The sequence below is a fragment of the Mesorhizobium sp. KR2-14 genome (assembly GCF_040049255.1).
In the GTDB taxonomy this organism is placed as follows: domain Bacteria; phylum Pseudomonadota; class Alphaproteobacteria; order Rhizobiales; family Rhizobiaceae; genus Pseudaminobacter.
In genome coordinates, this window is record NZ_JBDZDR010000002.1 from 376,601 (window position 1) to 399,097 (window position 22,497).

The window sequence follows — 22,497 nt, forward strand, 5'->3', positions numbered from 1 at the left end:
ACCCATGTCGCGCTAACTGCGATGTCAAATATGGCATTTGGCCCAGGCGTCAGTTTGATGATGACGAAGTCCGCGCATCTGACCGAACCGTCAGGCAGCCGGATCGTGAAACGGCCCGCCCTGTTCCCGAAAACGCCCAACCTGATCGACTATCAGCGTGAATACGCACGCTTCGACTGGGCGCAGGCCTGGAAGCTGCTCGACGGGCTGCAGGGCGGCAAGGGCTACAACATCGCCCACGAGGCGGTCGACAGGCATGCGGCGGGGCCCAGAGCGGGCAAGGTCGCGATACGCTGGCTGGGCAAGGCAGGCGAGCGCCGGGAACTCACCTATCGCGACCTGGCCGAGGCAACCAACCGCTTCGCCAATGCGCTGCATTCCCTTGGCGTGCGTCCCGGCGAGCGCGTCTTCGTCCTGATGGGACGCCTGCCCGAGCTATACGTCGCGGTGCTGGGGGCGCTTAAGGCGCGCTGTGTCGTCTCGCCGCTCTTTTCCGCCTTCGGCCCGGAGCCCATCGCCACCCGTGTCGAGATGGGCGAGGGCAGGGTGCTCGTCACCACCCCCGCCCTCTATCGCCGCAAGGTGGAGAGCGTGCGCGCAAGCCTTCCCGGCCTTTCGCATGCCATCCTCGTGGGCGAGGAGGTCGTCGAAGGCGCCGGACTGCATTCGTGGCTGTCGCTGGTCGAGACCGCTTCGGCCGACTTCACCATCGCCCCGACCGACCCGGAGGAGATGGCGCTTCTTCATTTCACCAGCGGAACCACCGGCAGGCCGAAGGGCGCAGTCCATGTGCATGCGGCGGTGGTCGCCCACCACGTCACTGGCATATATGCGCTCGACCTGCACGAGGACGACATCTTCTGGTGCACCGCCGATCCTGGCTGGGTGACCGGCACCAGCTACGGCATCCTCGCGCCGCTGACCAACGGCGTGACCAATGTCGTCGTCGAGGCCGAATTCGACGCTCAGAGCTGGTATTCGGTGCTGCAGAACGAATGCGTCAGCGTCTGGTATACGGCGCCGACCGCGATCCGCATGATGATGCGTCTATGTGCAGAGGCGGTGAAAGACTACGACCTGTCGGCGCTGCGCTTCATGGCAAGCGTCGGCGAGCCGCTGAACCCCGAGGCCGTGATCTGGGGACAGGAAGCCTTCGGCATGCCCTTCCACGACAATTGGTGGCAGACCGAGACCGGCGGCATCATGATCGCCAACCTGCTTGCGCTCGACATCAAGCCCGGTTCGATGGGCGTGCCGCTTCCGGGCATCGAGGCCGCCATCGTCCGGCGAGTTGAAGGCGGCGGCGTCGAAGTGATCGAGGCGCCAATGCAGGAGGGCGAACTGGCGCTCCGCAAGGGCTGGCCCTCGATGATGCGCGGCTATCTCCACGAAGAGGAACGCTATCGCAAGTGCTTTGCTGGCGACTGGTACCTTACCGGCGACCTCGCCCGGCGCGATTCCGACGGCTATTTCTGGTTCGTCGGCCGCTCGGACGACGTCATCAAGTCGGCGGGCCATCGCATCGGCCCCTTCGAGGTGGAGAGCACCCTGATGGAGCACCCTGCGGTGGCCGAAGCTGCGGTCATCGGCATCCCCGATCCCACGGTGGGCGAAGTGGTCAAAGCCTTCATCGCGCTAAAGCCCGGCTTCGAGCCGAGCGAGGAGTTGCGCAAGCAATTGCTCGGCCACGGCCGCAAGCGTCTCGGCGCCGCCGTAGCGCCCAAGGAAATCGACTTCCGATCCAACCTGCCCAAGACCCGCTCGGGCAAGATCATGCGCAGGCTGTTGAAGGCGCGCGAACTCGGCCTGCCCGAGGGAGACCTGTCGACGCTCGAAAGCGACGAGAAATGAACGAAAGGCTGCATCTCGACCGCCAGCATGGCCAGCACCTCTTCCGCGAGATGCTGCGCATACGCGTGTTCGAGGCCAAATGCGCCGAGCTTTACCAGGCACAGAAGATCCGCGGTTTCCTGCACCTCTACGACGGCGAGGAGGCTGTGGCGGTCGGCGTCATGCAGGTGCTGGAAGAACGCGATGCGATCGTCGCCACCTACCGCGAGCACGGCCACGCGATTGCCCGGGGGATATCCATGGGGCCTTTGATGGCCGAAATGTACGGGAATGAAGAAGGCTGCTGCCGGGGCAGGGGCGGCTCTATGCACTTCTTCGACCGGACGAAGCGCTTCTATGGCGGCAACGCCATTGTCGGCGGCGGCCTGCCGCTGGCCGTGGGCCTTGCGCTGGCCGACAAGGAGCTTCGCCCCGGTGCCGTCACCGCCTGCTTCTTCGGCGAGGGTGCTGCCGGCGAAGGCGAGTTCCACGAAAGCATGAACCTTGCCGAACTCTGGCAATTGCCCGTCTTGTTCGTGTGCGAGAACAATCTCTACGCCATGGGCATGCCGCTGGAACTGGCGGAGGCCGAGACGGACATCTTCCGCAAGGCGCAGGCCTATCGCATGCCCAGCGAAAGCGCGGACGGCATGAACCCGATCGCCGTCGAGGCGGCGGCCCGGCGGGCTATCGAGAAGATCCGTGCCGGCAACGGCCCTGCCTTCCTCGAATGCCACACCTATCGCTTCCGCGCTCATTCCATGTTCGACGCGCAGCTCTACCGCACCAGGGAAGAGATCGCGCGGTGGAAGGAGAAGGACCCCATCCCGCGCATGCGGCTCTGGCTGGAAGAGACCCACATGATGTCGGAGGCCGAGTTCGAACGCATCGAGCACGAGGTGGACGCGGAGGTGGAGGCGTCCGTCGCCTTCGCCGAGGCCGGGCGGCCGGAGGACGTCGGAGAGCTGGAACGCTTCGTGGTGATGGACGAGGTGCCGCAATGAACGATGCCGGCGCTCAGCCTGTCCGCATGACCTACCGCGAGGCGCACCGGCAGGCGATCCGGGAGGCGCTGACCAGCGATCCGCGCACCTTCCTGATGGGCGAGGACGTGGGCCTCTATGGTGGCTGCTACGCCGTCAGCAAGGGGCTGCTCGCCGAATTCGGGCCAAACCGCATCCGCGACACGCCCCTGGCCGAGAGCGCCTTTGTCGGCGCAGGTATCGGGGCGGCAATTGCGGGCATGCGGCCGATCGTGGAGATCATGACCTGCAATTTCAGCCTGCTTGCGCTCGACCAGATCCTCAACAATGCCGCCACGTTCGCGCATATGTCGGGCGGGCAATTCGCGGTGCCGCTGGTCATCCGCATGGCGACGGGCGCCGGGCTGCAGCTTGCAGCCCAGCATTCGCACAGCCTGGAGGGCTGGTACGCGCATATTCCGGGCCTCAGGGTGCTGGCGCCCGCAACCGTGGAGGACGCGCGCTACATGCTCAAGGCGGCGCTGGCCGACCCCAACCCGGTGCTGATCTTCGAGCATGTCGTGCTCTACAATGCCGAGGGCGATCTCGATCCGTCGATCCAGTCGGTGGACATCGGCACGGCCAAGGTCCGCCGCCCCGGTCGCGACGTCAGCGTGCTTACCTATGGCAACGGCCTGCCCAAGTCACTGGCCGCGGCCGAGACGCTTGCCAGCGAGGGCATAGAGGCGGAAGTGGTGGACCTGCGCGTCCTGCGCCCGCTCGACAACGACACGATCTTCGGCTCGGTCGCCCGCACCCGGCGCTGCGTCATCGTCGACGAGGGCTGGAAAAGCGGTTCGATCTCGGCCGAGATCGCGGCGCGCCTCTGCGAAGACCTCTTCTTCGAGCTGGACGCGCCGATCCGGCGGATCTGCAGCCGCGAAGTGCCGATCCCCTATGCCCGCCACCTGGAAGAAGCGGCGCTGCCGCAGATACCCGCAATCGTCGAGACCGTACGCAGCCTGGTGAGGCCGCGATGAGCGAATTCGTCATGCCATCGCTCGGCGCCGACATGCAGAGCGGCAAGCTCGTCGAATGGGTCGTCAAGGCCGGTAGCCGGGTCAGGAAGGGTGACGTCATCGCGGTCGTGGAGACCCACAAGGGGGCCTTCGAGATCGACATCTTCGAAGACGGGGAAATCTCGGAGCTCTGTGCCGCGGCCGGCGACGTCGTTCCGGTCGGCGGGCTTCTTGCCCGCTTCACGCGGCCGAACGAAGCGCCTGCTGTTGCCCCGTCATCCCAGCCGGCTCGTGCACCCGCGCCCGTCGCCGCAAAGGCTCCTGAGCCGGCATTCGCCATGCCTCCCGTGCCCGAGGTTGCGAGGATGGCGCCGCAGCCTCCGGCGCCACCTGCACCTGCCGTGGGCCAGCGTCCCAAGGTAACCCCCGCCGCACGACGCCGCGCGGCCGAGCTCGGGATCGATCCGGAGCAGCTTGAGGGCACCGGCATCGACGGTTCGGTGACGCTTGCCGATGTCGAGGCGGCGCCGCCGCCAGTCAAGCCTGCCGTCTCCCCGCCGCCAGCCAAGCCGCGTCGCGGGTTCGACCCCGAGCAGATGCGTGAGGGCATTGCAGCGGCCATGTCGCTCTCGAAACGCGAAATCCCGCACTACTACCTCAGCACCACCATCGACATGGGCCCCGCGCTGGCCTGGCTCGAAAAGTTCAACGGTCAGTTGCCGCCCGAGCGGCGCCTGCTGCCGGCGGTGCTGCTCCTCAAGGCAACGGCTCTGGCGCTGGGCGAGGTGCCGCGGCTCAACGGCTTTTGGATCGATGGCCATTTCAGGCCGAGCGGCGGGGTTCACATCGGCTGGGCGATCGCCTTGCGGGGCGGCGGGCTCATCGCACCCGCAATCCACGATGTCGACAGGATGAAACTGCCCGAACTGATGGAAGCCCTGCGCGACCTTGTCGGCCGGGCTCGGGCTGGCGGCCTGCGCAGCTCCGAGATGACCGATCCCTCCTTCACCGTCACCAGCCTGGGCGACCGTGGCGTCGATTCCGTCACGCCGGTCATCTACCCGCCGCAGGTGGCGATAGCGGGTTTCGGCCGCATTGCGGAGCGCCCGTGGGTGGTCGACGGCCAGGTGACTGTGCGGCCCCTGCTGGTCGCCTCGCTGGGAGCCGACCACAGGGCCAGCGACGGTCACATCGGAGGACTGTTCATCGCCGCCATCGAGCGCCTGCTGCTGGACCCCGACAGATTATGACCGAAGCAGAAATCCGACAGATCGCCATCGGCATATTGGCCGACATCGCGCCCGACACCGAGCCCGCCTCGCTTGCCGGCGGACAGGATATCCGCGAAGGGCTCGACATCGATTCAATGGATTTTCTCAACTTCGTCGTCGCCCTGCACCAGCGCACCGGCATAGACATTCCAGAGGCCGACTATCCCAAGCTCTTCACCCTCGATGGCGTGGCCAGATATCTCGCCCAATGATGACGAGGCATGGGAGTGGCCGATCAGCGAGCCAGAAGCTGTTTGAGTTCAGCCCATGGCCGAGTGTTCAGCACGTCGGCCGGCTCCAGCCAGCCGCGGCGGGCCTGATCGACGCCGAAGCGCATGGCTCCGAGCCCGATAGTCGAATGCGCATCCGTCGAGATCGCGATCTTCAGTCCAAGCTCCTTGGCCGCGCGGCAGTGCACGTCGTCGAGGTCGAGACGCGCGGGGTGGGCATTGACCTCGAGGAAGCAGCCGCGTTCCTTGGCGGCGACCATCACGCGCTCGAGGTCCAGCGCATAGCCCGGCCGCTCACCCAGCAGCCGGCCGGTCGGGTGCGCCAGGATATTGAAATGGCGGTTGTCCATGGCGCGAATGATGCGTTCCGTCTGCGCCTTGATGTCGAGCTCGAACTTGTAGTGGACCGCGCAAACCGTGAGATCGAGCCGCTTCAGGATCCGGTCGGGAAAATCCAGCTCGCCGGTGGCGAGAATGTCCACCTCCGAAGACTTCAGAATGCGGATGCCATCGATGAGATCGTTCAGCCGGTCGATCTCGTCGAGCTGCGCTGCCAGGCGCTGCTCGTCCAGCCCATGGGCAACCGTGACATGGCGCGAGTGGTCGGTGATGGCGATGTATTCATAGCCCAGCACCCGGGCGGCCTCGACCATCTCGACCAGGCTGTTCTTGCCGTCCGATGCCTTCGTGTGCGCGTGAAGTTCGCCACGGATGTCGCCGACTTCGATCAGTCGAGGCAATCGGCCTGCGCGCGCGGCTTCGATTTCGCCGCGGTTCTCCCGCAGTTCCGGCACGATGTAGGGAAGCCCCACTGCAGCGAACACCTGCTCTTCGGTGCTTCCTCCCACCCGGCTTTCGCCGCGAAAGATACCATACTCGTTGAGCTTGAGGCCCTTGTCCTGAGCCAGTTTGCGGATTGCGATGTTGTGGGCCTTGGAGCCGGTAAAATAGTGCAGCGCCGCGCCATAGCTTTCTTCGGGAACCACGCGCACATCCACCTGCACCCCGGCCTTGAGCACGACGGTTGAGCGGGTGGGGCCTTTTGCCAGTATCTTGTCCACCTCGTCATATCTGACGAAATGCTCGATTACCGCCGGCCCGTCTTCGGCTGTCACCAGTATGTCGAGATCGCCGACGGTCTCGCGGCGACGCCGAAAGCTGCCAGCCACCACGATCTGCTGCACGCCCGGTGCGGACCGGAGATATTCAGCAAGCCCGCGCGCGAAATCTTCCGCCACCGATATCTTGAAACGCTGCACCGCAACCCGTTGTTTGCCGATGGCCTCGAGCAGCTTCAATTCTGCCGCCTCGCTGAACCCTCGCAGGTCGCGGATGCGGCCGGCAGCCGCAGCCCTGGCCAGGTCGTCCATGGACTTGATGCCGAGCACTGCATGCAGCGCTTTCACTCGCTTCGGCCCCAGCCCGGGAAGGGTCGCAAGCATCGCAAGCTCGTCGGGGGTGCGGGTCTCGATCTCCTCAAGAACCTTCAGATGGCCTGTGGTGACGATCTCGGCAATCTTGCCCGCCAGGTCCTCGCCTATACCGGGAAGCTCCGAGAGATCGCGGCCCTCGGTTGCCATTTTCGCGATGCTCTCGGGCAAGTCCTCGATCGTCTGTGCCGCCCGGCGATAGGCACGTATCCGAAACGGGTTCGCCCCCTCGATCTCCAGAAGGTCGGCCAGATGATCGAAAAGCCTGGCGATGTCGGCATTGTGGACCGGCATGGCCGATCACCCATGAAAGATGCTCGCCGCATTTTGCCCCATGGCTGCGGCTGGGCATTGATGAGCGTCAACCCGGCTGCATTGCCTGCGGCTTCATTGACGCGCGTCAATGAGAAATCACGCATCTGGCGCTTAACATGTCAAAGACGCGAGCCTGACAGGCAGCGAACGATGCTTTTTCATGGAGCTGGCCGATGAGTAGCGGGCACCCCACCTTTGATCACACCGTGCAGGAAGGTAATATCTGGCTCAAGACTGCAGCGGAAAAGCTTCACTTCGACGACCGGCGCCACGCCTACAGCGCGCTTCGCGCAACGCTGCATGCCTTGCGTGACAGGCTGACGCCGGAAATGGCGGTCCACTTCGGCGCGCAATTGCCAATGGTGATCCGTGGACTGTACTTCGAAGGATGGCACATGGCTGAGAAGCCGAAGCTGGATCATACCCTCGATGAGTTCTGCGAGCATGTCGCGAGGGATTTGCCGCCGAAATTCCCGATCGATGCCCACACCGCCGCGCACGGAATTTTCGAGGTTATCTTCGAGGAAGTCGACCCGGGGGAGGTGGCGAAGATCATCGACCAGATGCCCGTCGCCCTCAGAAGCTTGTGGCCTCAGACCGCGCGGCGTGGCTAGCGGCAGCGATCCAAGGGGGCTGTGGCTGTGCAGTCAAGGCCCGGTACGGGCTTCGGCGGCGGCAACCTTTCGCTTCACGGCGATGAAGCTGTCGGGACTCACGGAAATCGTGTCGATCCCGCATGCGACCAGGAACTCCGCGAACTCGGGATCGTCACTCGGTGCCTGCCCACACAACCCGATCTTCGCGCCCGCTTCGCGGGCCTCGGCGATGACCCTGGCGATCATCCATTTGACGGCGGCGTCCCGCTCGTCGAACAGGTCTGCAAGCTCATGTGAATCGCGGTCGACGCCAAGGGTCAGCTGCGTCAGGTCGTTGGAGCCGATCGAGAAACCGTCGAAGCGCTGCGCGAACTCCCTGGCGAGGATCACGTTCGACGGGATCTCGCACATGATGAAGACCTGAAGACCGTCCACACCGCGCTTCAGCCCGTTCTCGGCCATGACTTCAAGCACGCGGTCGGCCTCCGACACCGACCGGCAGAACGGGATCATGACGACCACGTTCCTGAAACCCATCTCCTCGCGCAGGCGCCTGATTGAACGGCATTCAAGGGCAAAGCCGTCACGGTAGCGCGGCGAGTAGTAGCGCGAGGCGCCCCGAAATCCGATCATCGGATTGCTCTCGCGCGGCTCGAACTCGGCGCCGCCGACGAGGCTCGCATATTCGTTGGTCTTGAAGTCGCTCATGCGCACGATGACCGGCTTGGGATAGGCGGCCGCGGCGATGCGCGCGAGGCCGCGCGAGAGCCGGTCCACGAAATATTCGGTCTTGTCGGCATAGCCCGCCGTCAGCTCGGCGATCTTCCGTTGCGCGGCCTCGTCCTTCAGCGTGGCGTGGTGCACCAACGCCATTGGATGGATGCGGATGTGGTTGGCGACGACGAATTCGATGCGGGCGAGGCCGACGCCGTCGGCCGGCAGCCGCCACCAGCGCAGCGCGGCGGCGGGATTGGCGAGGTTGAGCATCACCCCGGTGCGGGTCTGCGGCAGGTCGGCCACGTCCACCGTTTCGGTTTCGAACTTTACCTTGCCGGCGTAGACGAAGCCTTGGTCGCCTTCCGCACAGGACACGGTCACTTCCTGCTCGTTGTGCAGCACCTCGGTGGCGTTGGCCGTGCCCACGATTGCCGGCAGACCGAGCTCGCGGCTTACGATGGCCGCATGCGAGGTGCGTCCGCCGTGATCGGTGACGATTGCCGTCGCGCGCTTCATGATCGGCACCCAGTCAGGGTCGGTGTTCGGGGTGACGAGGATCGAGCCGTCGACGAAACGATCGATGTCGCTCAGTTCCTCGATCAGGCAAACGCGCCCGGCAACGATGGCGTCTCCGATGGCGAGCCCCTTGGCCAGTTGGCGCCCCCTGTCGACGATCCGGTACGACTTGAACGAACTCGCCTCCCGCCGCGACTGGACCGTCTCCGGCCGGGCCTGGACAATGAACATCTCGCCCGTCTCGCCGTCCTTTGCCCATTCCATGTCCATCGGGCAGCCATAATGGTCCTCGATCAGCACCGCCCATCTGGCGAGGTCCAGGATTTCGGTATCCGAGAGCACGAATGCCCGCCGCTCGGCCTTCGAAGTCGGCACATTGCGCGTCGGGCCGTCGGCATCGGCATAGATCAGCTTCCAGGCTTTCTCGCCGCGTGACTTGGCGGTGATCGGCACCAGCGAGCTGTCCGAAAGGAGCGGCTTGAAGACCTGATATTCGTCAGGGTCGACGGTGCCCTGAACCACGTTCTCGCCCAGCCCCCAGGCGGCGTTGATCACGACCAGGTCCTTGAAGCCGGTTTCGGTATCGATCGAGAACATCACCCCGGCACCGCCCAGATCGGAGCGGACCATCTGCTGTACCCCCACCGACAGGGCGATGCTCGTCTGGTCGAAACCCTTGGCCTGGCGGTAGCTTATCGCGCGGTCGGTGAACAGCGAGGCATAGCAGCGCCGGCATGCATTCAGGACGGCCTGTTCGCCGCGCACGTTGAGGAAAGTTTCCTGCTGGCCGGCGAAGCTGGCGTCGGGCAGGTCTTCGGCCGTGGCGCTCGAGCGCACGGCGGTGTCCAGGTCGGCCTTTCCGGTGCGCCTGCAAAGTTCACGATAGGCGGTGATGATTGCCGTGGCCGTAGCTTCCGGCCATTGCCCGTGCAGGACTAGGCGCCGGATCGCAGAGCCGGTCTCCGCGAGGCTGGCCTTGCCGGCCGCGAGGTCATCGAGGCAGGAGGCGATCCGCTCCTCCAGCCCATTGAAGGCGATGAAGTCCCGATAGGCTTCCGCACTGGTGGCATAGCCCGGAGGTACGCGGATGCCGTCGGCCGCCAGTGCCTGCGTCATCTCGCCGAGAGAGGCGTTCTTGCCGCCCACGCGCGCCACGTCGCCGCGCCGGATCTCATCAAACCACAGCGTTGCCAGAAGGGGATGGCCGGCGGGTGCGCTGTTTCCGGCGGCGTCCGGCATGGCGGGTTTGTCACGAGAGTGTGGCAAGCCGCTTTCGGGCCGGTTGCCCATGCGATCCTCCAGTAATCCAAAGCGGCAACCTGCCGCTTCCGTGCCGGGACCTCATTGATCCCGGTCAAAATCCAGCAGCCATCCTGCGATCTGATTCAAATCAAGGACAGCGTCGGTCAGGTCGAGGAAGCATTGCAGGGGCATTGGAGAGAGAGTCATATCCATGACGGTCAATCCGCGCATGGCGCTTGTTGGCGAGATCGATGGCACCGAGGTTCGGTTCGCCATTACCGATGTCGAGGAGTTGACGATCACGCTTTTCGTCGCGCTGCGTTGCGACATGTTCCCGTCGCTGCAGGCCGCGATAGAGGCCTATTTGGCCTCCATTCCCTACCGCCCGACGATGGCGGGTTTCGCGGTGGCCGGTCCGGTTACCGACGGCGTGGTCAATCTCACCAATCTTCCCTGGTCTTTCACGCGCGAGGAGTTGCGGGCCGAGACCGGCGCGACGCATGTCCATCTCCTCAACGACTTCGAGGCGCTGGCGCTTTCCTTGCCGTATCTGGGCGCGCACGACCTTCACAGGATTGGCGGCGGCGAGCCGGTCGACCGCGCGACCAAGGTGGTTCTGGGGCCGGGAGCCGGCCTGGGCGTCGCCGCGCTGGCACCATCTCCAGGCGGATGGATTTCGCTGCCGGGAGAAGGCGGGCATGTGTCGTTTGCGGTGAAGGATGCCGAGGAACTGCTGCTCGTCGAAGGTATCCGGAAGGGCAAGGGCCACGTATCCGCCGAGCGCCTGATTTCTGCTCCCGGGCTTGAAGCCATCTTCCGCGTGCTGGGTGAGACGAGGGGCGTGGATGCCAAGCTTTCGGCCGGCGAGATCATTGAGCGTGCGCTGGCTGGTGAAGACCGCCTCGCCGAAGATGCCGTCGGCTATCTCGCCATGTGGCTCGGCCGCTTTGCAGGAGATATGGCGCTGGTCTATGGCGCACGGGGAGGGGTCTATCTCGCCGGCAGCATGGCGCCGAACATCTTCGCCGACCAGGCGGGAAACGCGTCTCGAGCAGCAGCATTCAACCAGGCGTTCCAGGACAAGGGGCGCCTGGCATCCTATCTCGCCCCGATCCCGATCTATGTCGTCAGGTCGATCGATGCTGGCCTGCGCGGCACGGCGGTGGCCTTGTCCATGCGCGTACCACCCGGCTCCTGACGAACTCGACCGGCAGTGATCAGGCAAGGATACCGCCGTGAAGCTGCTGCGACTCCGGGGCCATCGCGCTTCCCGCCTGATAGAGCCTGAACACATCCTCACGCCGGCAAAGCTCGGTGCCGGGGCGCATCACGGCGGCGGCCCCGGCCGCGATGCCGAGCCGGAAAGCCTCGATAGGCGGCCGGCCCTGCGAAAGCGCCCAGATCATTGCGCTCAGGAAGCTGTCGCCTGCGCCGACGGCAGAGCGGACGCGAACGTGTATGGCCGGCAGGCGCAGCACCCCCTCCTTGCTTGCCAGGATCGCGCCGTCCGCCCCCATCGTCACCGCCACCAGTTCGGCAGAACCCCGGGCGACGATCTCGCTTGCGGCCTGCATCACCTCGTTTTCATCCAGCTTCCTGCCGATGAGATGCTCGAATTCGCCGGAGCTTGGTTTCACAAGATAGACGCGCGACTGCTCGAGCGTGGTGCCGAGCGCAGGGCCGGAGGTATCAAGCACGAACCTGCCGCCACGCGCCGCCACTGATCTTGCCATTCGCGCATAGATGTCGGGCGGTGCCCCGGCAGGCAGGCTGCCGCTGGCCACGACATAATCGCTCCTGTCGGACGCAATCAGGTCCAGGCAGTGCTCGAGTTCCCTGGCATGGACTACCGGCCCTTCAGGCACGAAGCGGTATTCCAGGCCGGTTCCGAGTTCCCGCACCATGAAGCTGATCCGCGTTCGATTGGCGATGGGCACCATGTGGCGCCGGATGCCCTCCTTTTCCAGCAGGCTGTCGAAGAGCGCCCCCAACTCTCCGCCAGCGAGAAACAGGGTTTCGGCATCTCCGCCGAGTGCTGTGATGACGCGTGCGACGTTGATGCCGCCGCCGCCGGGATCGTATCGGGTCCGTGAGGTCCGGATCTTGCGGGTGGGGCGCACCACCTGGGTCTCGCTGGAAATGTCGATCGCCGGGTTGAGCGTCAGTGTCAGGATCGCCGCCATGGCTCGGCCGCCGATGTTGTCCCGCCAGTTTCGTCATGCGCGCTCTCGTGCCGGCGCAGATGCATATGGTCGACCACACCCGCCACCCCGCGCATGCCTTCCGCCACCACGCGCGCCGCGTCCCGCTGGCTCTCGGAATCGATATTTCCCCAGAAGTGGACAATCCCGTTGGCTACGGTGACGTTCAGCCTCGCGGTCTCCAGGCCCGCATCTTCCCCGATCCTGGCCATGACGCTGCGGCGCAGGGCGGCATCGCCCGGTGCGATTTCATCGAGACTGGCGGTGACGATTGCGCGCATGAGGTCCCTGCGGCTGACGATGCCGACAAGCATTCCCGCCCACGTCACGGGCACGCGCTTGATGCGATGTTCTTCCATCAGGGCGGCGATGCGGCTGACAGGAGCCTCTTCGTCGACCGTCACGACATTGCTGCTCATGACGTCGCCGACACTCATGCCGTGGCTTTTCACATAGGCGCGGGCGCGTTGTTCCGAGGAGGGGATCGTGGCAGCCGAGGCGGGCCGGATGCCGAACTCGGCCCTGCGCATGAGATCCCCCTCGCTGATGATGCCGACGAGACGTGCGTCGTCGTCGATCACCGGCAGCCCGCTCACCCCCTTGTCGAGCATGGTCTGCGCGGCGTGCCTGATGCTGTGGCCCGGACAAACGGTCACGATCCGCGTCGTCATGATGTCCTTGGCTTTCATGCATGGCTCCGGACAAGGGGGAGCCCAAACTTGTGGCACCGACGGGCCGGCTGCGCCTTGATCTCGCTCAAGCGATGTTTGAGCAAAGGCCTGGTGCGCTCAACGACGGGTGTCAGAAAAAAACGTGTTCTTGATTTGCCGCGCGCCTGAGCCATAGTTGGCGACGGGCACATGAAGGGAACACGTCATGAAAGCCTTCGTCTCAGCCGTGATCGCGTTGATCATCCTTGCCGTTGCGGCTTCTTTCGCGCTCGCTGCAATCCAGGAACCGGTCTACAAGGCGTTTGCAACGTCCGGCACCCGCGTCGGCGATCCGGGCCACAACCTCATAGGCCACCGCTGATCCGGAGCGGACCTGGTGCTGTTTGCGCAAGACGATGACTGCGCAGCCGGACGTCTTCGACGTTTTCCCGTCTGGTTTGGTTCCCAATTGGATGTAAGGTGACCACAGGCCGGCGCGAAAGCGGGGAGAGCGGAATGCGCGATGTGAAACCGCATCTCATGATCTGCACCTGCGAAAAATCGATGCCGCTCGATCGGGAGGCGATCGCGCGGGGCTGCGGCTCCTGCGGCATTACCCAGGCGGATCATCTGTGCGGCGCCCAGTTGCCGCTGTTCCGCGAGGCGATCGCGCGGGGCGAACCCGTCACGGTGGCCTGCACGCAGAAGGCGCCGCTGTTTGCCGAGGTGGCCGCCGAAGCCTCTTTCGTCGATCTGATCTTCGCCAATATCCGCGAGAACGGCGGCTGGTCGAAGGATGCGGAAGCCGCAGGGCCGAAGGCGGCCGCCTTGCTCGCCGCTGCCGAACCGGAACATCCGATCGTACCGGTCACTTTCGAAAGCGACGGCGTCATCCTCGTCTACGGTCGCGATGAGGTGGCGATAGAGGCCGGCCGCAGGCTTGCCGATCGGCTCGACATCACCGTGCTGCTCACCCGGCCGGAAAATGTGGTGCCAAGCCGTGTGGATGAGTTTCCTGTGCTCAAGGGCGACATCCGCACCGCGCGCGGGCATCTCGGTGCCTTCGAACTGACGATAGACGGCCTTGCCCTGCCGGTCGCTTCGTCTCGCGATGTGCTCCAATTCGGCGTGCCGCGCGACGGCGCGGTGTCGAACTGCGATCTCATTCTCGACCTCACCGGCAATGCGCCGCTTTTCTCCGCGCCTGAGCTCAGGCCGGGCTATCTGCGCGCCGACCCTCGCGACCCTGTCGCGGTGGAAAAAGCGATTTTCGAGGCTGGCGGTCTGGTCGGCACTTTCGACAAGCCGATCTTCATCCGCTTCGATGAATCGCTTTGTGCTCATTCCCGCTCCGGCATCACCGGCTGCCGTCGTTGCCTCGATTTGTGTCCGACCGGCGCCATCACGCCGAACAGCGACGCGGTCGCCATCGATCCGGCGATCTGCGGCGGCTGCGGATTTTGCGCGACGGCTTGCCCCACGGGCGCCGCCACCTACGCCACGCCGGGGCCGGAACAGCAGATGGGCCGCCTGCGCACCATGCTTTCAGCCTACCGCGCCGCAGGCGGCAGGCAGGCGAGGATACTGTTCCACGACGGCGACCATGGCGAGCCGCTGATCGACGCGCTCGCCCGCCATGGCGACGGCCTGCCGGCCAACGTAATTCCATTCCTCGTCAACGAGGTGACCCAAGTCGGCCCCGAGAGCATCGCAGCGGTCTTCGCCTATGGCGGTGCTGGTGTCGTCTTCCTGACGCGCGAACGACCGCGCCATGACATTGCCGGCTTGTGGCAGGTGGCGGCGTGGACCGGAGCTGCGGCCGCCGCGCTGGGCTTCGGAGAAGACGCCGTGCGCATCATCCAGACAGACGATCCATTTCGCCTGCGCACCGAGCTTGACGCGGCTTCCGCTGGTGTGGAAGCCGCCACCCCATCCTCGTTCATGCCGCTTGGCGGCCGCCGCAGCCTGATGGAAACGGCGTTGAGCGAACTGCATCGTGTCGCGCCCGCGCCGGTCGAGCGCATCGCCCTGCCGCGTGGGGCGCCGTTCGGCAGCGTCAATCTCGACGTCGATCGCTGCACCCTCTGTCATGCCTGCGTCACGGCGTGCCCGACCGGGGCACTTTCGGCCGAGCCGGAGCGCCCGATGCTGCGTTTTGCCGAGATTGCCTGCGTGCAATGCGGGCTGTGCGAGGCGACCTGTCCGGAAGACGCCATCACGCTCGATCCGCGCCTCGACTTCGCTGCCTGGGGGGCGTCCAGCCGCACACTCAAGGAAGAAGAGCCGTTCCTGTGCATTTCCTGCGGCGCGCCCTTCGGGACCAAAAGCACCATCGAGCGCATTGTGGCGAAGCTGGAGGAAAAGCACTGGATGTACCGGGGCGCCAATGCCGGCCACGTCGATCTGGTGCGAATGTGCGAGAATTGCCGCGCCACGGCAATGGTGCACGAAGGCTTCGATCCGAACGCGCCGCAGCGGCGGCCAATTCTTACTACCGACGATTTCCTGCGGGCGCGGGAGGCCGACAAGGATGGCCACCACGGAAGCTGACTTTCGGGGGCTAACCCCGGGCCATCACGCCAAGTCGTCGGAATGGCAGTGCTTTCAATCTCCCTTGAAGCGTGGAAAGGCTCCGCCATGGCGGCGAACGCCGGGCTCGTTTTTCTCCGCTTTCGCTGAAGCCTCGGAGTTGTCGTCTGGTGGCGGGACTTCGACGGACTCCGCTTCCACAGGCGGTGCCGTGCGATCGGGCTGGGGGGCGACCGGCTGCTGCGCTGGGGTGGCCGTGGTTTCCATCCGCGCCTCCGCTGGCTCATCGTCTCCCAGAACCTGAGCCATGAGCCGTCGGGCCGTTGCCGGTTTCAGCATACCGAAGCCGGCAACACGACCTGTGGTGTGATCCCAGAAATTCTCGTTCGGGCCGATGAAATCGCGGATCGCAGGATCGGCCGACCACGCCTTGCGCAAGGCCGCGTTGCGCAGTTCGGAGGGAACGCCCGCTGCAAGAAACGCGCGAAGATCGGTCGTTGCATCGATGGCATCGAGTGATGGCAGTTGCGAAAGGTCGACGCTTGCCTCCTCGGTTGCCGCAACATCAGCGGCCTGCATGGCCTCGTCCTCGGCTTTGGTGCTTTCGGGTTCGCCGGTTTGGGGCGTCTCCTCCGCAGCCTGCCGCTTCAGACGCGACCAGCGTGCGAAAATGCCTTCATGATCGGTCATCGCTCGCCTCGTGGATAGGAGATCGACGTGCCAGCGATTCCGGGTCGGCACGGTCGCGCTTGCGTTTGACGAAGCTGTCCTGGATCGGGTGGCGCGCCACGAACTCCGCGATTTCGCGGACAATGGCCTGCGGCAGCGGCACTGCTTCCACCATCGTGCCGGGTTCGGTCATGGCCTCGCCCTCGGCGGGATCGACGGTGGCGCCCACGATGGCGCAAGGCGGCGTGCCGCCGGTCTCGACGATTGCCACCCACGCGGAGGGCTGGGGCGAGGTCAGGTTGTCGCGGTAGTGACCGGCTTCCGTCTTGTAGAGGTGCAGGGTGACCGCACCTGCATAGAAGGTGGCGGTCGTTCCATCGTCGCCAAGGCAGGTCCAGGGCTCGGCCTCCGGCGCGCCGGCCAGCAACGAGACGGGCCGCCACGTGAAATCGATCCACGGAGAAGCCGCGCTGCGCCGTTCTACCACGATCCCTGCCGGGATGCTGAGATGCGGCATCGGGTTGCTCAACCTACCGCTCCTTGCGTGCCAGACACCCGATCGAAAGTCTTACCCCAGGTGGTTGACGTTTCAAGCTTTTCAGTAGACGCTCCCCTTTCAGGCAGATGCGGGTGTGCCGCATGTTACCGAAGGCGCCCCGCCACTGTGACGTGGTGGAGAAATGCGCGTGCAGAATTTCCACTTTGTTGAATCCGAAGCCGTGCCAGCGGTCGAACTTGCGTCGCAAGACCTGACGTTTGCGCCGCGCCCCAGGGCCACGCAATGAGCGCGCCTGTAGCAGCGCGAGCCGCCCCGACCGTATTGCGGCACTTGCCGATCCAAAGAGGAGAGGACGAGTCGTCGTGGACGGCGTCCGTTGAAGTCGACGAGGTGGACCGCGCGCGCGCCCGGGAATATGCGCTGCTGGCCGTTTTGCTTCTCGCCCCGCCGGACAGCGAGTTGCTGTCGCGTCTTGCCGCTATAGAAGGCGACGGTACCCGGCTCGGCCGTGCGCACGCAGCACTCGCCGCTGCCGCACGCGAGGCTGATCCGGACGCGCTCGAGCGGGAGCATTTCCGCCTGTTCCTCGGCGTCGGCCGCAGCGAGCTTCTGCCCTACGCCTCCTACTACTTCACCGGGTTCCTCAACGAGCGGCCGCTGGCGCGGCTGCGCGGCGACCTGCGCCGGCTGGGCATCGAGCCGGCTTCAGGACTTGGCCAGCCGGAAGATCATGCCGGTTTGCTGTGCGAGGTCATGGCCGGCTTCGCCACGGAAGCCTACGGCGCGATCGATCCGGCGCAGCAGGCGGCGTTTTTCGACACGCATCTGAAGCCGTGGTTCGGCCGCTTCTTTGCGGATCTGGAGCGTGCGGCCGATTGCGAGTTCTACCGTCAACTCGGCAGCGTGGGCGGCCTGTTCATCGAAATAGAGACGGAGGCATTCGCCTTGCCGGCGTGACGCAGGGAAGACAGAGCGGAGGAAGCGATATGGCATCCGGGAACGAGCATGGTGTGAAGCGGCGCGATTTCCTGCGGGCGCTTGGCCTGTCTCCTCTGGCGGCGGTTCCCACGCTCGGCGCCGAGGCCCGCGCCGACAGCGAAAGCCGCGACGAGCGGGTAAAGTCCCGCTACCGGGAAACCGAGCACGTGAAGACCTACTATCGGGTCAATCGCTATCCGGGCAAGGGAGGGTGACATGCTCATCAAGCGTTCGGATCGTCCCGCCCGCCAGACCCATCTGGCCTCCTTTACCGAAGGGCAGGGGCTGGGCCGGCTCGACCGCCGCAGCTTCCTGCGCCGTTCCGGGCTCGCCGCCGCCGGCCTTGCCGCCGTCGGCGCCTTGCCACTTGCCAACATGCGCAAGGCCAAGGCGGGCCCGCCGCCGGAACCCGGCGCCGCCGTCGAGATCCGCAAGAGCGTGTGCACCCATTGCGCGGTCGGCTGCACGGTCACTGCCGAGGTTTCCAACGGCGTCTGGATCGGCCAGGAGCCCAGCTTCAACAGCCCGATCAATCGCGGCTCGCACTGCGCCAAGGGCGCGTCCGTGCGCGAACTGGTGCACAGCGAGCGGCGGCTGAAATATCCGCTGAAGCTCGTCGATGGCGAGTGGAAGCGGGCGAGCTGGGACGAGGCTGTCAACGCCATCTGCGACAGGATCACGCAAATTCGCGGTACGTCGGGGGCGGATTCCGTCTACTGGCTGGGCTCGGCCAAGTTCACCAATGAAGGCGCCTATCTGTTCCGCAAGCTCGGCGCTTTCTGGGGCACCAACAATACCGACCACCAGGCCCGCATCTGCCACTCCACCACCGTCACCGGCGTCGCCAATACCTGGGGCTACGGCGCCATGACCAACAGCATCAACGACATGCGCAACGCCAAGACGTTGCTTTATGTCGGCAGCAATGCGGCCGAGGCGCATCCCGTGGCCATGCAGCACATGCTGGAGGGCAAGGAGCTCAACAACGCCAACATGATCGTGGTCGATCCGCGCATGACGCGCACCGCCGCCCATGCCACCGACTATGTGCGGCTGCGGCCGGGAACCGACATTCCCTTCCTCTACGGGCTGATGTGGCACATCGTGAAGAACGGCTGGGAGGACAAGGAGTTCATCCAGAGCCGCGTCTACGGCTATGACGACGTCCGCAAGGAAATCGAAAAATGGCCGCCAGATGAGGTCGAGCGCGTCACCGGCGTGCCGGGCGCGCAGGTGGAGCATATCGCCAGGCTGTTTGCCACCGAAAAGCCCGCGACCCTGATCTGGTGCATGGGCCAGACCCAGCACACTGTCGGCACCGCCAATGTGCGCACCAGCTGCATCCTGCTTCTGCTCACCGGCAATGTCGGCAAGCCCGGCACCGGCGCCAACATCCTGCGCGGGCATGACAATGTGCAGGGCGCCACCGATGTCGGCCTCGATATCGTGACGCTGCCTTTCTATTACGGGCTGAAGGACACCGCCTGGAAGCACTGGTCGCGTGTGTGGGAGGTCGATTACGAGTGGTTCGTGTCGCGCTTCGACAACAAGGAGATCATGGAAGCGCCGGGCATCCCGCTGACCCGCTGGTTCGATGCCGTGCTCCTGCCAAAGGATCAGGTGCACCAGAAGGACAATGTGCGGGCGATGATCGTGCAGGGGCACGCCTCCAACAGCATCACCCGCATTCCTGAATCGCTGAAGGCTCTGGCCAAGCTCGACCTCCTGGTGGTGGCTGATCCGCATCCCACCACCTGGGCTTCGCTGGCGCTCAAGGCCGGGCGCAAGGGCGACACCTGGCTGCTGCCGGCCTGCACGCAGTTCGAGGCCAAGGGCTCGCGCGTCGCCTCCAACCGTTCCCTGCAATGGGGCGAGCAGATCGTGAAGCCCAGCTTCGAGGCCAAGGACGATCTGGAGATCATGTATCTGATCGCCCAGAAGCTCGGTTTTGCCGACAAGATGTTCAAGAACATCAAGGTCGAGAACAACCTTCCCGAGGCCGAGGACATATTGCGCGAGATGAACCGCGGCAGCTGGAGCACCGGCTATTGCGGGCAATCGCCCGAGCGGCTGAAGCTGCACATGGCCAACCAGAAGGACTTCGACCTGGTGACGCTGCGGGCCAAGGATGGCCCGGCGAAAGGCGATTATTACGGCCTGCCATGGCCGTGCTGGGGCAAGCCCGAACTGAAGCATCCCGGTACGGCGCTGCTCTACAACACCGGCCTGCATGTGATGGACGGCGGCGGCACGTTCCGGGCGCGCTTCGGCGTCGAGCGCGATGGCGTCAACCTGTTGGCCTCCGGCTCTTATTCGCAGGGTTCTGAAATCCAGGACGGCTATCCGGAATTCACCTATGGCGTGTTGAAGAAGCTCGGCTGGGATCATGACCTGACGCCCGACGAGGTCGCCACCATCGAGAAGATCGGCGCCGACAAGGCCGATGCGGTTTCGTGGTCGACCGACCTTTCCGGCGGCATCCAGCGCGTTGCGATGAAGCATGGCTGCCTGCCCTATGGCAATGCGCGGGCACGCATGAATGCCTTCGGCGTGCCGGACCCGATACCGGTCCACCGCGAGCCGATCTACACGCCGCGGGTCGATCTGGTGGCCAAATATCCCACGCGGGAGGACGAGGTTCAGTTCCGCCTGCCCAATATCGGCTTTTCGGTGCAGAAATCGGCGGTAGACAGGGGAGTGGCCAAGCAGTTCCCGCTCATCCTCTCCACCGGCCGGCTGGTCGAGTTCGAGGGCGGCGGCGAGGAAACACGCTCCAATCCGTGGCTCGCCGAACTGCAGCAGGACATGTTCATCGAGATCAATCCCGGCGACGCAGGCGAGCGCGGCATCGTCGACGGCGCCTGGGTCTGGGTTACCGGCACCGAGAACGGCTCGAAGGCCAGGATGCGCGCACTGGTGACGGAACGCGTGGGCAAGGGCGTGGCCTGGATGCCCTTCCATTTCGGCGGCTGGTTCGGCGGCGAGGATTTGCGCGCAAACTATCCCGAGGGCGCCGACCCGATCGTGCTTGGCGAAAGCGCCAATACCATAACCAGCTATGGCTACGACCCGGCCACCGGCATGCAGGAACCCAAGGTCACGCTCTGCCAGATCACGGCGGCGTAAGGAGGCGACAATGGCACGGATGAAGTTTCTCTGCGATGCCGAGCGCTGCATCGAATGCAATGCCTGCGTCACCGCCTGCAAGAACGAGCATGAGGTGCCGTGGGGCATCAACAGACGCCGGGTGGTGACCATCAATGACGGGCTGCCGGGTGAACGCTCGGTGACCATGGCCTGCATGCATTGCACGGACGCGCCTTGCATGGCGGTCTGCCCCGTCAACTGCATCTACACCACCGATGACGGCGTGGTGCTGCACTCCAAGGACCAGTGCATCGGCTGCGGCTATTGCTTCTATGCTTGTCCCTTTGGCGCGCCGCAATATCCGCGGCTCGGCAATTTCGGCTCACGCGGCAAGATGGACAAATGCACCTTCTGCGCCGGCGGGCCGGAGGCGGACGGCAGCAAGGAGGAATACGAGAAATACGGTGCCAATCGTCTCGCGGAAGGCAAGCTGCCGCTCTGCGCCGAGATGTGCGCGACCAAGTCGCTGCTGGCCGGCGACGGCGACGTCATCGAGGAGATTTTCCGCGAGCGGGTGGAGCAGCGTGGCTACAGTTCAGGTGCATGGGGCTGGAAGACGGCCTATGGCGAGGACGTCAGCACGTCAAGGCCGCCGGCCATGAGCAAGGGAGGATGAGACATGAGCAGTCTTTCCGCCGGAATTCGCAGTGTCGCAGGCGCTTGCGTTCTCGCGGTGCTGACGGCCGTTTCCACTCCCGCCAGTGCACAGGAGCAGACCCAGCAGCCCGCGGCCACGATCGTCAATCCAACTGCGGAAGGCGTGACCCAGCAACAGCTTCTGCAGCAGGAGCCGCGCATCACCGGACGCATCAGCATACCCGACAGCAGGGCTGCGGTGCTTATCCAGCCGGGCGGCAAGGAGTGGCGCGCCTTCCACGAAATAGCGCTGCGCTGGATCGCAGCCATCGCGATAATCGGCATGCTGGTGGTCCTGGTCGCGTTCTATCTGACGCGCGGCATGGTGCGGCTGGAAAGCGGCCGCTCGGGGCGGACCATCGTGCGCTTCAACGGCTTCGAGCGTTTCGTGCACTGGATGACGGCGACCTGCTTCATCATACTCGGGCTTTCCGGCCTCAACATCACCTTCGGCAAGAAATTGCTGATGCCGCTGATGGGCCCGGATGCCTTCTCGACATTCTCGGAGTGGGCCAAATACACGCACAACTATCTCAGCTTTCCCTTCACCATCGGCGTGGTGCTGATTTTCCTGATGTGGCTGGGCGGAAACATTCCAAATCGGACTGACATCGAGTGGTTGAAACGCGGCGGCGGCATCATCGGCCATGACCACCCGCCAGCCGATCGGTTCAATGCCGGGCAGAAGGCCATCTACTGGATCGTCGTGCTGGGCGGCGCGGCGGTGGCGATCAGCGGCTATGTGCTGATCTTCCCCTTCTACGGCACCGGCATCGGCGAAATGCACACGGCGCACGTTGTCCATGCGGTCGTCGCGGTGCTGTTCTTCGCGATCATGCTCGCTCACATCTACATCGGCACGATCGGCATGGAGGGCGCATTCGAGGCGATGGGCAGCGGCACGGTCGACGTAAATTGGGCGAAGGAGCATCACAGCCTCTGGCTCGAAAAGGAACTGCATCAGGGCAAGTCCGAGGGGCCGCGCGGCCGCGAACCTTTCTCCACACCGGCGGAATAGCGGATGGAGCAATGCCGCTATCGGGCATCATAAGTGCTGCAG

At 64.8% G+C, this 22,497-nt stretch carries 20 protein-coding genes; 14 read left to right on the forward strand and 6 right to left on the reverse strand.

What is annotated here, in order from left to right; translation table 11 throughout:
• Nucleotides 1-57 precede the first annotated feature (57 nt).
• Genes acsA through ABLE86_RS06305 form a run of 5 tightly spaced genes read left to right on the forward strand, consistent with a single transcriptional unit; the run spans nt 58 to nt 5,294 of the window.
• Nucleotides 58-1,851, forward strand: a complete 1,794-nt coding sequence (gene acsA / locus ABLE86_RS06285; RefSeq protein ID WP_348778075.1) for an acetate--CoA ligase — start codon at nt 58-60, stop codon at nt 1,849-1,851.
• A complete protein-coding gene (gene pdhA, locus ABLE86_RS06290; RefSeq protein WP_348778076.1) occupies nt 1,848-2,834 on the forward strand; it encodes a pyruvate dehydrogenase (acetyl-transferring) E1 component subunit alpha in 987 nt (328 codons plus the stop codon). The genes acsA and pdhA overlap by 4 nt, the downstream gene beginning before the upstream one ends.
• Nucleotides 2,831-3,832 (forward strand): alpha-ketoacid dehydrogenase subunit beta, encoded by a 1,002-nt coding sequence (locus ABLE86_RS06295; protein ID WP_348778077.1) that lies wholly within the window; start codon nt 2,831-2,833, stop codon nt 3,830-3,832. The genes pdhA and ABLE86_RS06295 overlap by 4 nt, the downstream gene beginning before the upstream one ends.
• A complete protein-coding gene (locus ABLE86_RS06300) occupies nt 3,829-5,061 on the forward strand; it encodes a dihydrolipoamide acetyltransferase family protein (RefSeq protein ID WP_348778078.1) in 1,233 nt (410 codons plus the stop codon). Before ABLE86_RS06295 ends, ABLE86_RS06300 begins: the two co-directional genes overlap by 4 nt.
• Nucleotides 5,058-5,294 (forward strand): acyl carrier protein, encoded by a 237-nt coding sequence (locus ABLE86_RS06305; RefSeq protein WP_348778079.1) that lies wholly within the window; start codon nt 5,058-5,060, stop codon nt 5,292-5,294. Before ABLE86_RS06300 ends, ABLE86_RS06305 begins: the two co-directional genes overlap by 4 nt.
• A 23-nt stretch (nt 5,295-5,317) precedes the next feature.
• Here ABLE86_RS06305 and polX read toward each other — a convergent pair whose 3' ends face one another.
• Entirely contained in the window at nt 5,318-7,036 is a 1,719-nt protein-coding gene (gene polX, locus ABLE86_RS06310; RefSeq protein WP_348778080.1) for a DNA polymerase/3'-5' exonuclease PolX, read from the reverse strand.
• A 194-nt stretch (nt 7,037-7,230) separates the two neighbouring features.
• On the opposite strand from polX, the gene ABLE86_RS06315 reads away from it, so the two are divergent.
• The gene (locus ABLE86_RS06315) at nt 7,231-7,671 is read left to right on the forward strand and encodes a DUF2267 domain-containing protein (RefSeq protein ID WP_348778081.1); all 441 of its coding nucleotides are present in this window, start codon (nt 7,231-7,233) and stop codon (nt 7,669-7,671) included.
• A 33-nt stretch (nt 7,672-7,704) separates the two neighbouring features.
• On the opposite strand, the gene ppsA is transcribed toward ABLE86_RS06315, so the two are convergent.
• Nucleotides 7,705-10,125 (reverse strand): phosphoenolpyruvate synthase, encoded by a 2,421-nt coding sequence (ppsA, locus tag ABLE86_RS06320; RefSeq protein WP_348778582.1) that lies wholly within the window; start codon nt 10,123-10,125, stop codon nt 7,705-7,707.
• Nucleotides 10,126-10,339: 214 nt separating this feature from the next.
• Here ppsA and glk point away from each other — a divergent pair, with 214 nt between their 5' ends.
• Nucleotides 10,340-11,326: a glucokinase gene (glk, locus tag ABLE86_RS06325; protein ID WP_348778082.1), complete on the forward strand. Its 987-nt coding sequence runs from the start codon at nt 10,340-10,342 to the stop codon at nt 11,324-11,326.
• Between the two features lie 19 nt (nt 11,327-11,345).
• Here the strand turns inward: glk and ABLE86_RS06330 are convergent, their stop codons facing one another.
• Both ABLE86_RS06330 and ABLE86_RS06335 read right to left on the reverse strand, forming a co-directional pair.
• Complete coding sequence (locus ABLE86_RS06330; RefSeq protein ID WP_348778083.1) at nt 11,346-12,311, reverse strand: 1-phosphofructokinase family hexose kinase; 966 nt, start codon at nt 12,309-12,311, stop codon at nt 11,346-11,348.
• Nucleotides 12,296-13,018 (reverse strand): CBS domain-containing protein, encoded by a 723-nt coding sequence (locus tag ABLE86_RS06335; protein WP_348778084.1) that lies wholly within the window; start codon nt 13,016-13,018, stop codon nt 12,296-12,298. Before ABLE86_RS06335 ends, ABLE86_RS06330 begins: the two co-directional genes overlap by 16 nt.
• Before the next feature lie 187 nt (nt 13,019-13,205).
• Between ABLE86_RS06335 and ABLE86_RS06340 the strand changes: the two genes are divergently transcribed.
• Together ABLE86_RS06340 and ABLE86_RS06345 are read left to right on the forward strand one after the other, a co-directional pair.
• Nucleotides 13,206-13,361 (forward strand): hypothetical protein, encoded by a 156-nt coding sequence (locus ABLE86_RS06340; protein ID WP_348778085.1) that lies wholly within the window; start codon nt 13,206-13,208, stop codon nt 13,359-13,361.
• A 134-nt stretch (nt 13,362-13,495) separates the two neighbouring features.
• Nucleotides 13,496-15,529, forward strand: a complete 2,034-nt coding sequence (locus tag ABLE86_RS06345) for a 4Fe-4S binding protein (RefSeq protein ID WP_348778086.1) — start codon at nt 13,496-13,498, stop codon at nt 15,527-15,529.
• Nucleotides 15,530-15,583: 54 nt separating this feature from the next.
• On the opposite strand, the gene ABLE86_RS06350 is transcribed toward ABLE86_RS06345, so the two are convergent.
• Both ABLE86_RS06350 and ABLE86_RS06355 read right to left on the reverse strand, forming a co-directional pair.
• Nucleotides 15,584-16,198, reverse strand: coding sequence for a DUF3306 domain-containing protein (locus ABLE86_RS06350; RefSeq protein WP_348778087.1), 615 nt, complete (start codon nt 16,196-16,198; stop codon nt 15,584-15,586).
• On the reverse strand, nt 16,185-16,706 hold the full coding sequence (locus tag ABLE86_RS06355) for a DUF3305 domain-containing protein (RefSeq protein ID WP_348778088.1): 522 nt from the start codon (nt 16,704-16,706) through the stop codon (nt 16,185-16,187). The genes ABLE86_RS06350 and ABLE86_RS06355 overlap by 14 nt, the downstream gene beginning before the upstream one ends.
• Nucleotides 16,707-16,958: 252 nt before the next feature.
• Between ABLE86_RS06355 and ABLE86_RS06360 the strand changes: the two genes are divergently transcribed.
• Genes ABLE86_RS06360 through ABLE86_RS06380 form a run of 5 tightly spaced genes read left to right on the forward strand, consistent with a single transcriptional unit; the run spans nt 16,959 to nt 22,455 of the window.
• Nucleotides 16,959-17,633: a molecular chaperone TorD family protein gene (locus ABLE86_RS06360; RefSeq protein WP_348778089.1), complete on the forward strand. Its 675-nt coding sequence runs from the start codon at nt 16,959-16,961 to the stop codon at nt 17,631-17,633.
• A gap of 29 nt (nt 17,634-17,662) precedes the next feature.
• A complete protein-coding gene (locus tag ABLE86_RS06365; RefSeq protein WP_348778090.1) occupies nt 17,663-17,869 on the forward strand; it encodes a formate dehydrogenase in 207 nt (68 codons plus the stop codon).
• A 1-nt stretch (nt 17,870) separates the two neighbouring features.
• A complete protein-coding gene (locus ABLE86_RS06370) occupies nt 17,871-20,780 on the forward strand; it encodes a formate dehydrogenase subunit alpha (RefSeq protein ID WP_348778091.1) in 2,910 nt (969 codons plus the stop codon).
• Nucleotides 20,781-20,790: 10 nt separating this feature from the next.
• Nucleotides 20,791-21,417: a formate dehydrogenase FDH3 subunit beta gene (gene fdh3B, locus ABLE86_RS06375; RefSeq protein ID WP_348778092.1), complete on the forward strand. Its 627-nt coding sequence runs from the start codon at nt 20,791-20,793 to the stop codon at nt 21,415-21,417.
• A 3-nt stretch (nt 21,418-21,420) separates the two neighbouring features.
• A complete protein-coding gene (locus ABLE86_RS06380) occupies nt 21,421-22,455 on the forward strand; it encodes a formate dehydrogenase subunit gamma (protein ID WP_348778093.1) in 1,035 nt (344 codons plus the stop codon).
• Nucleotides 22,456-22,497 lie beyond the last annotated feature (42 nt).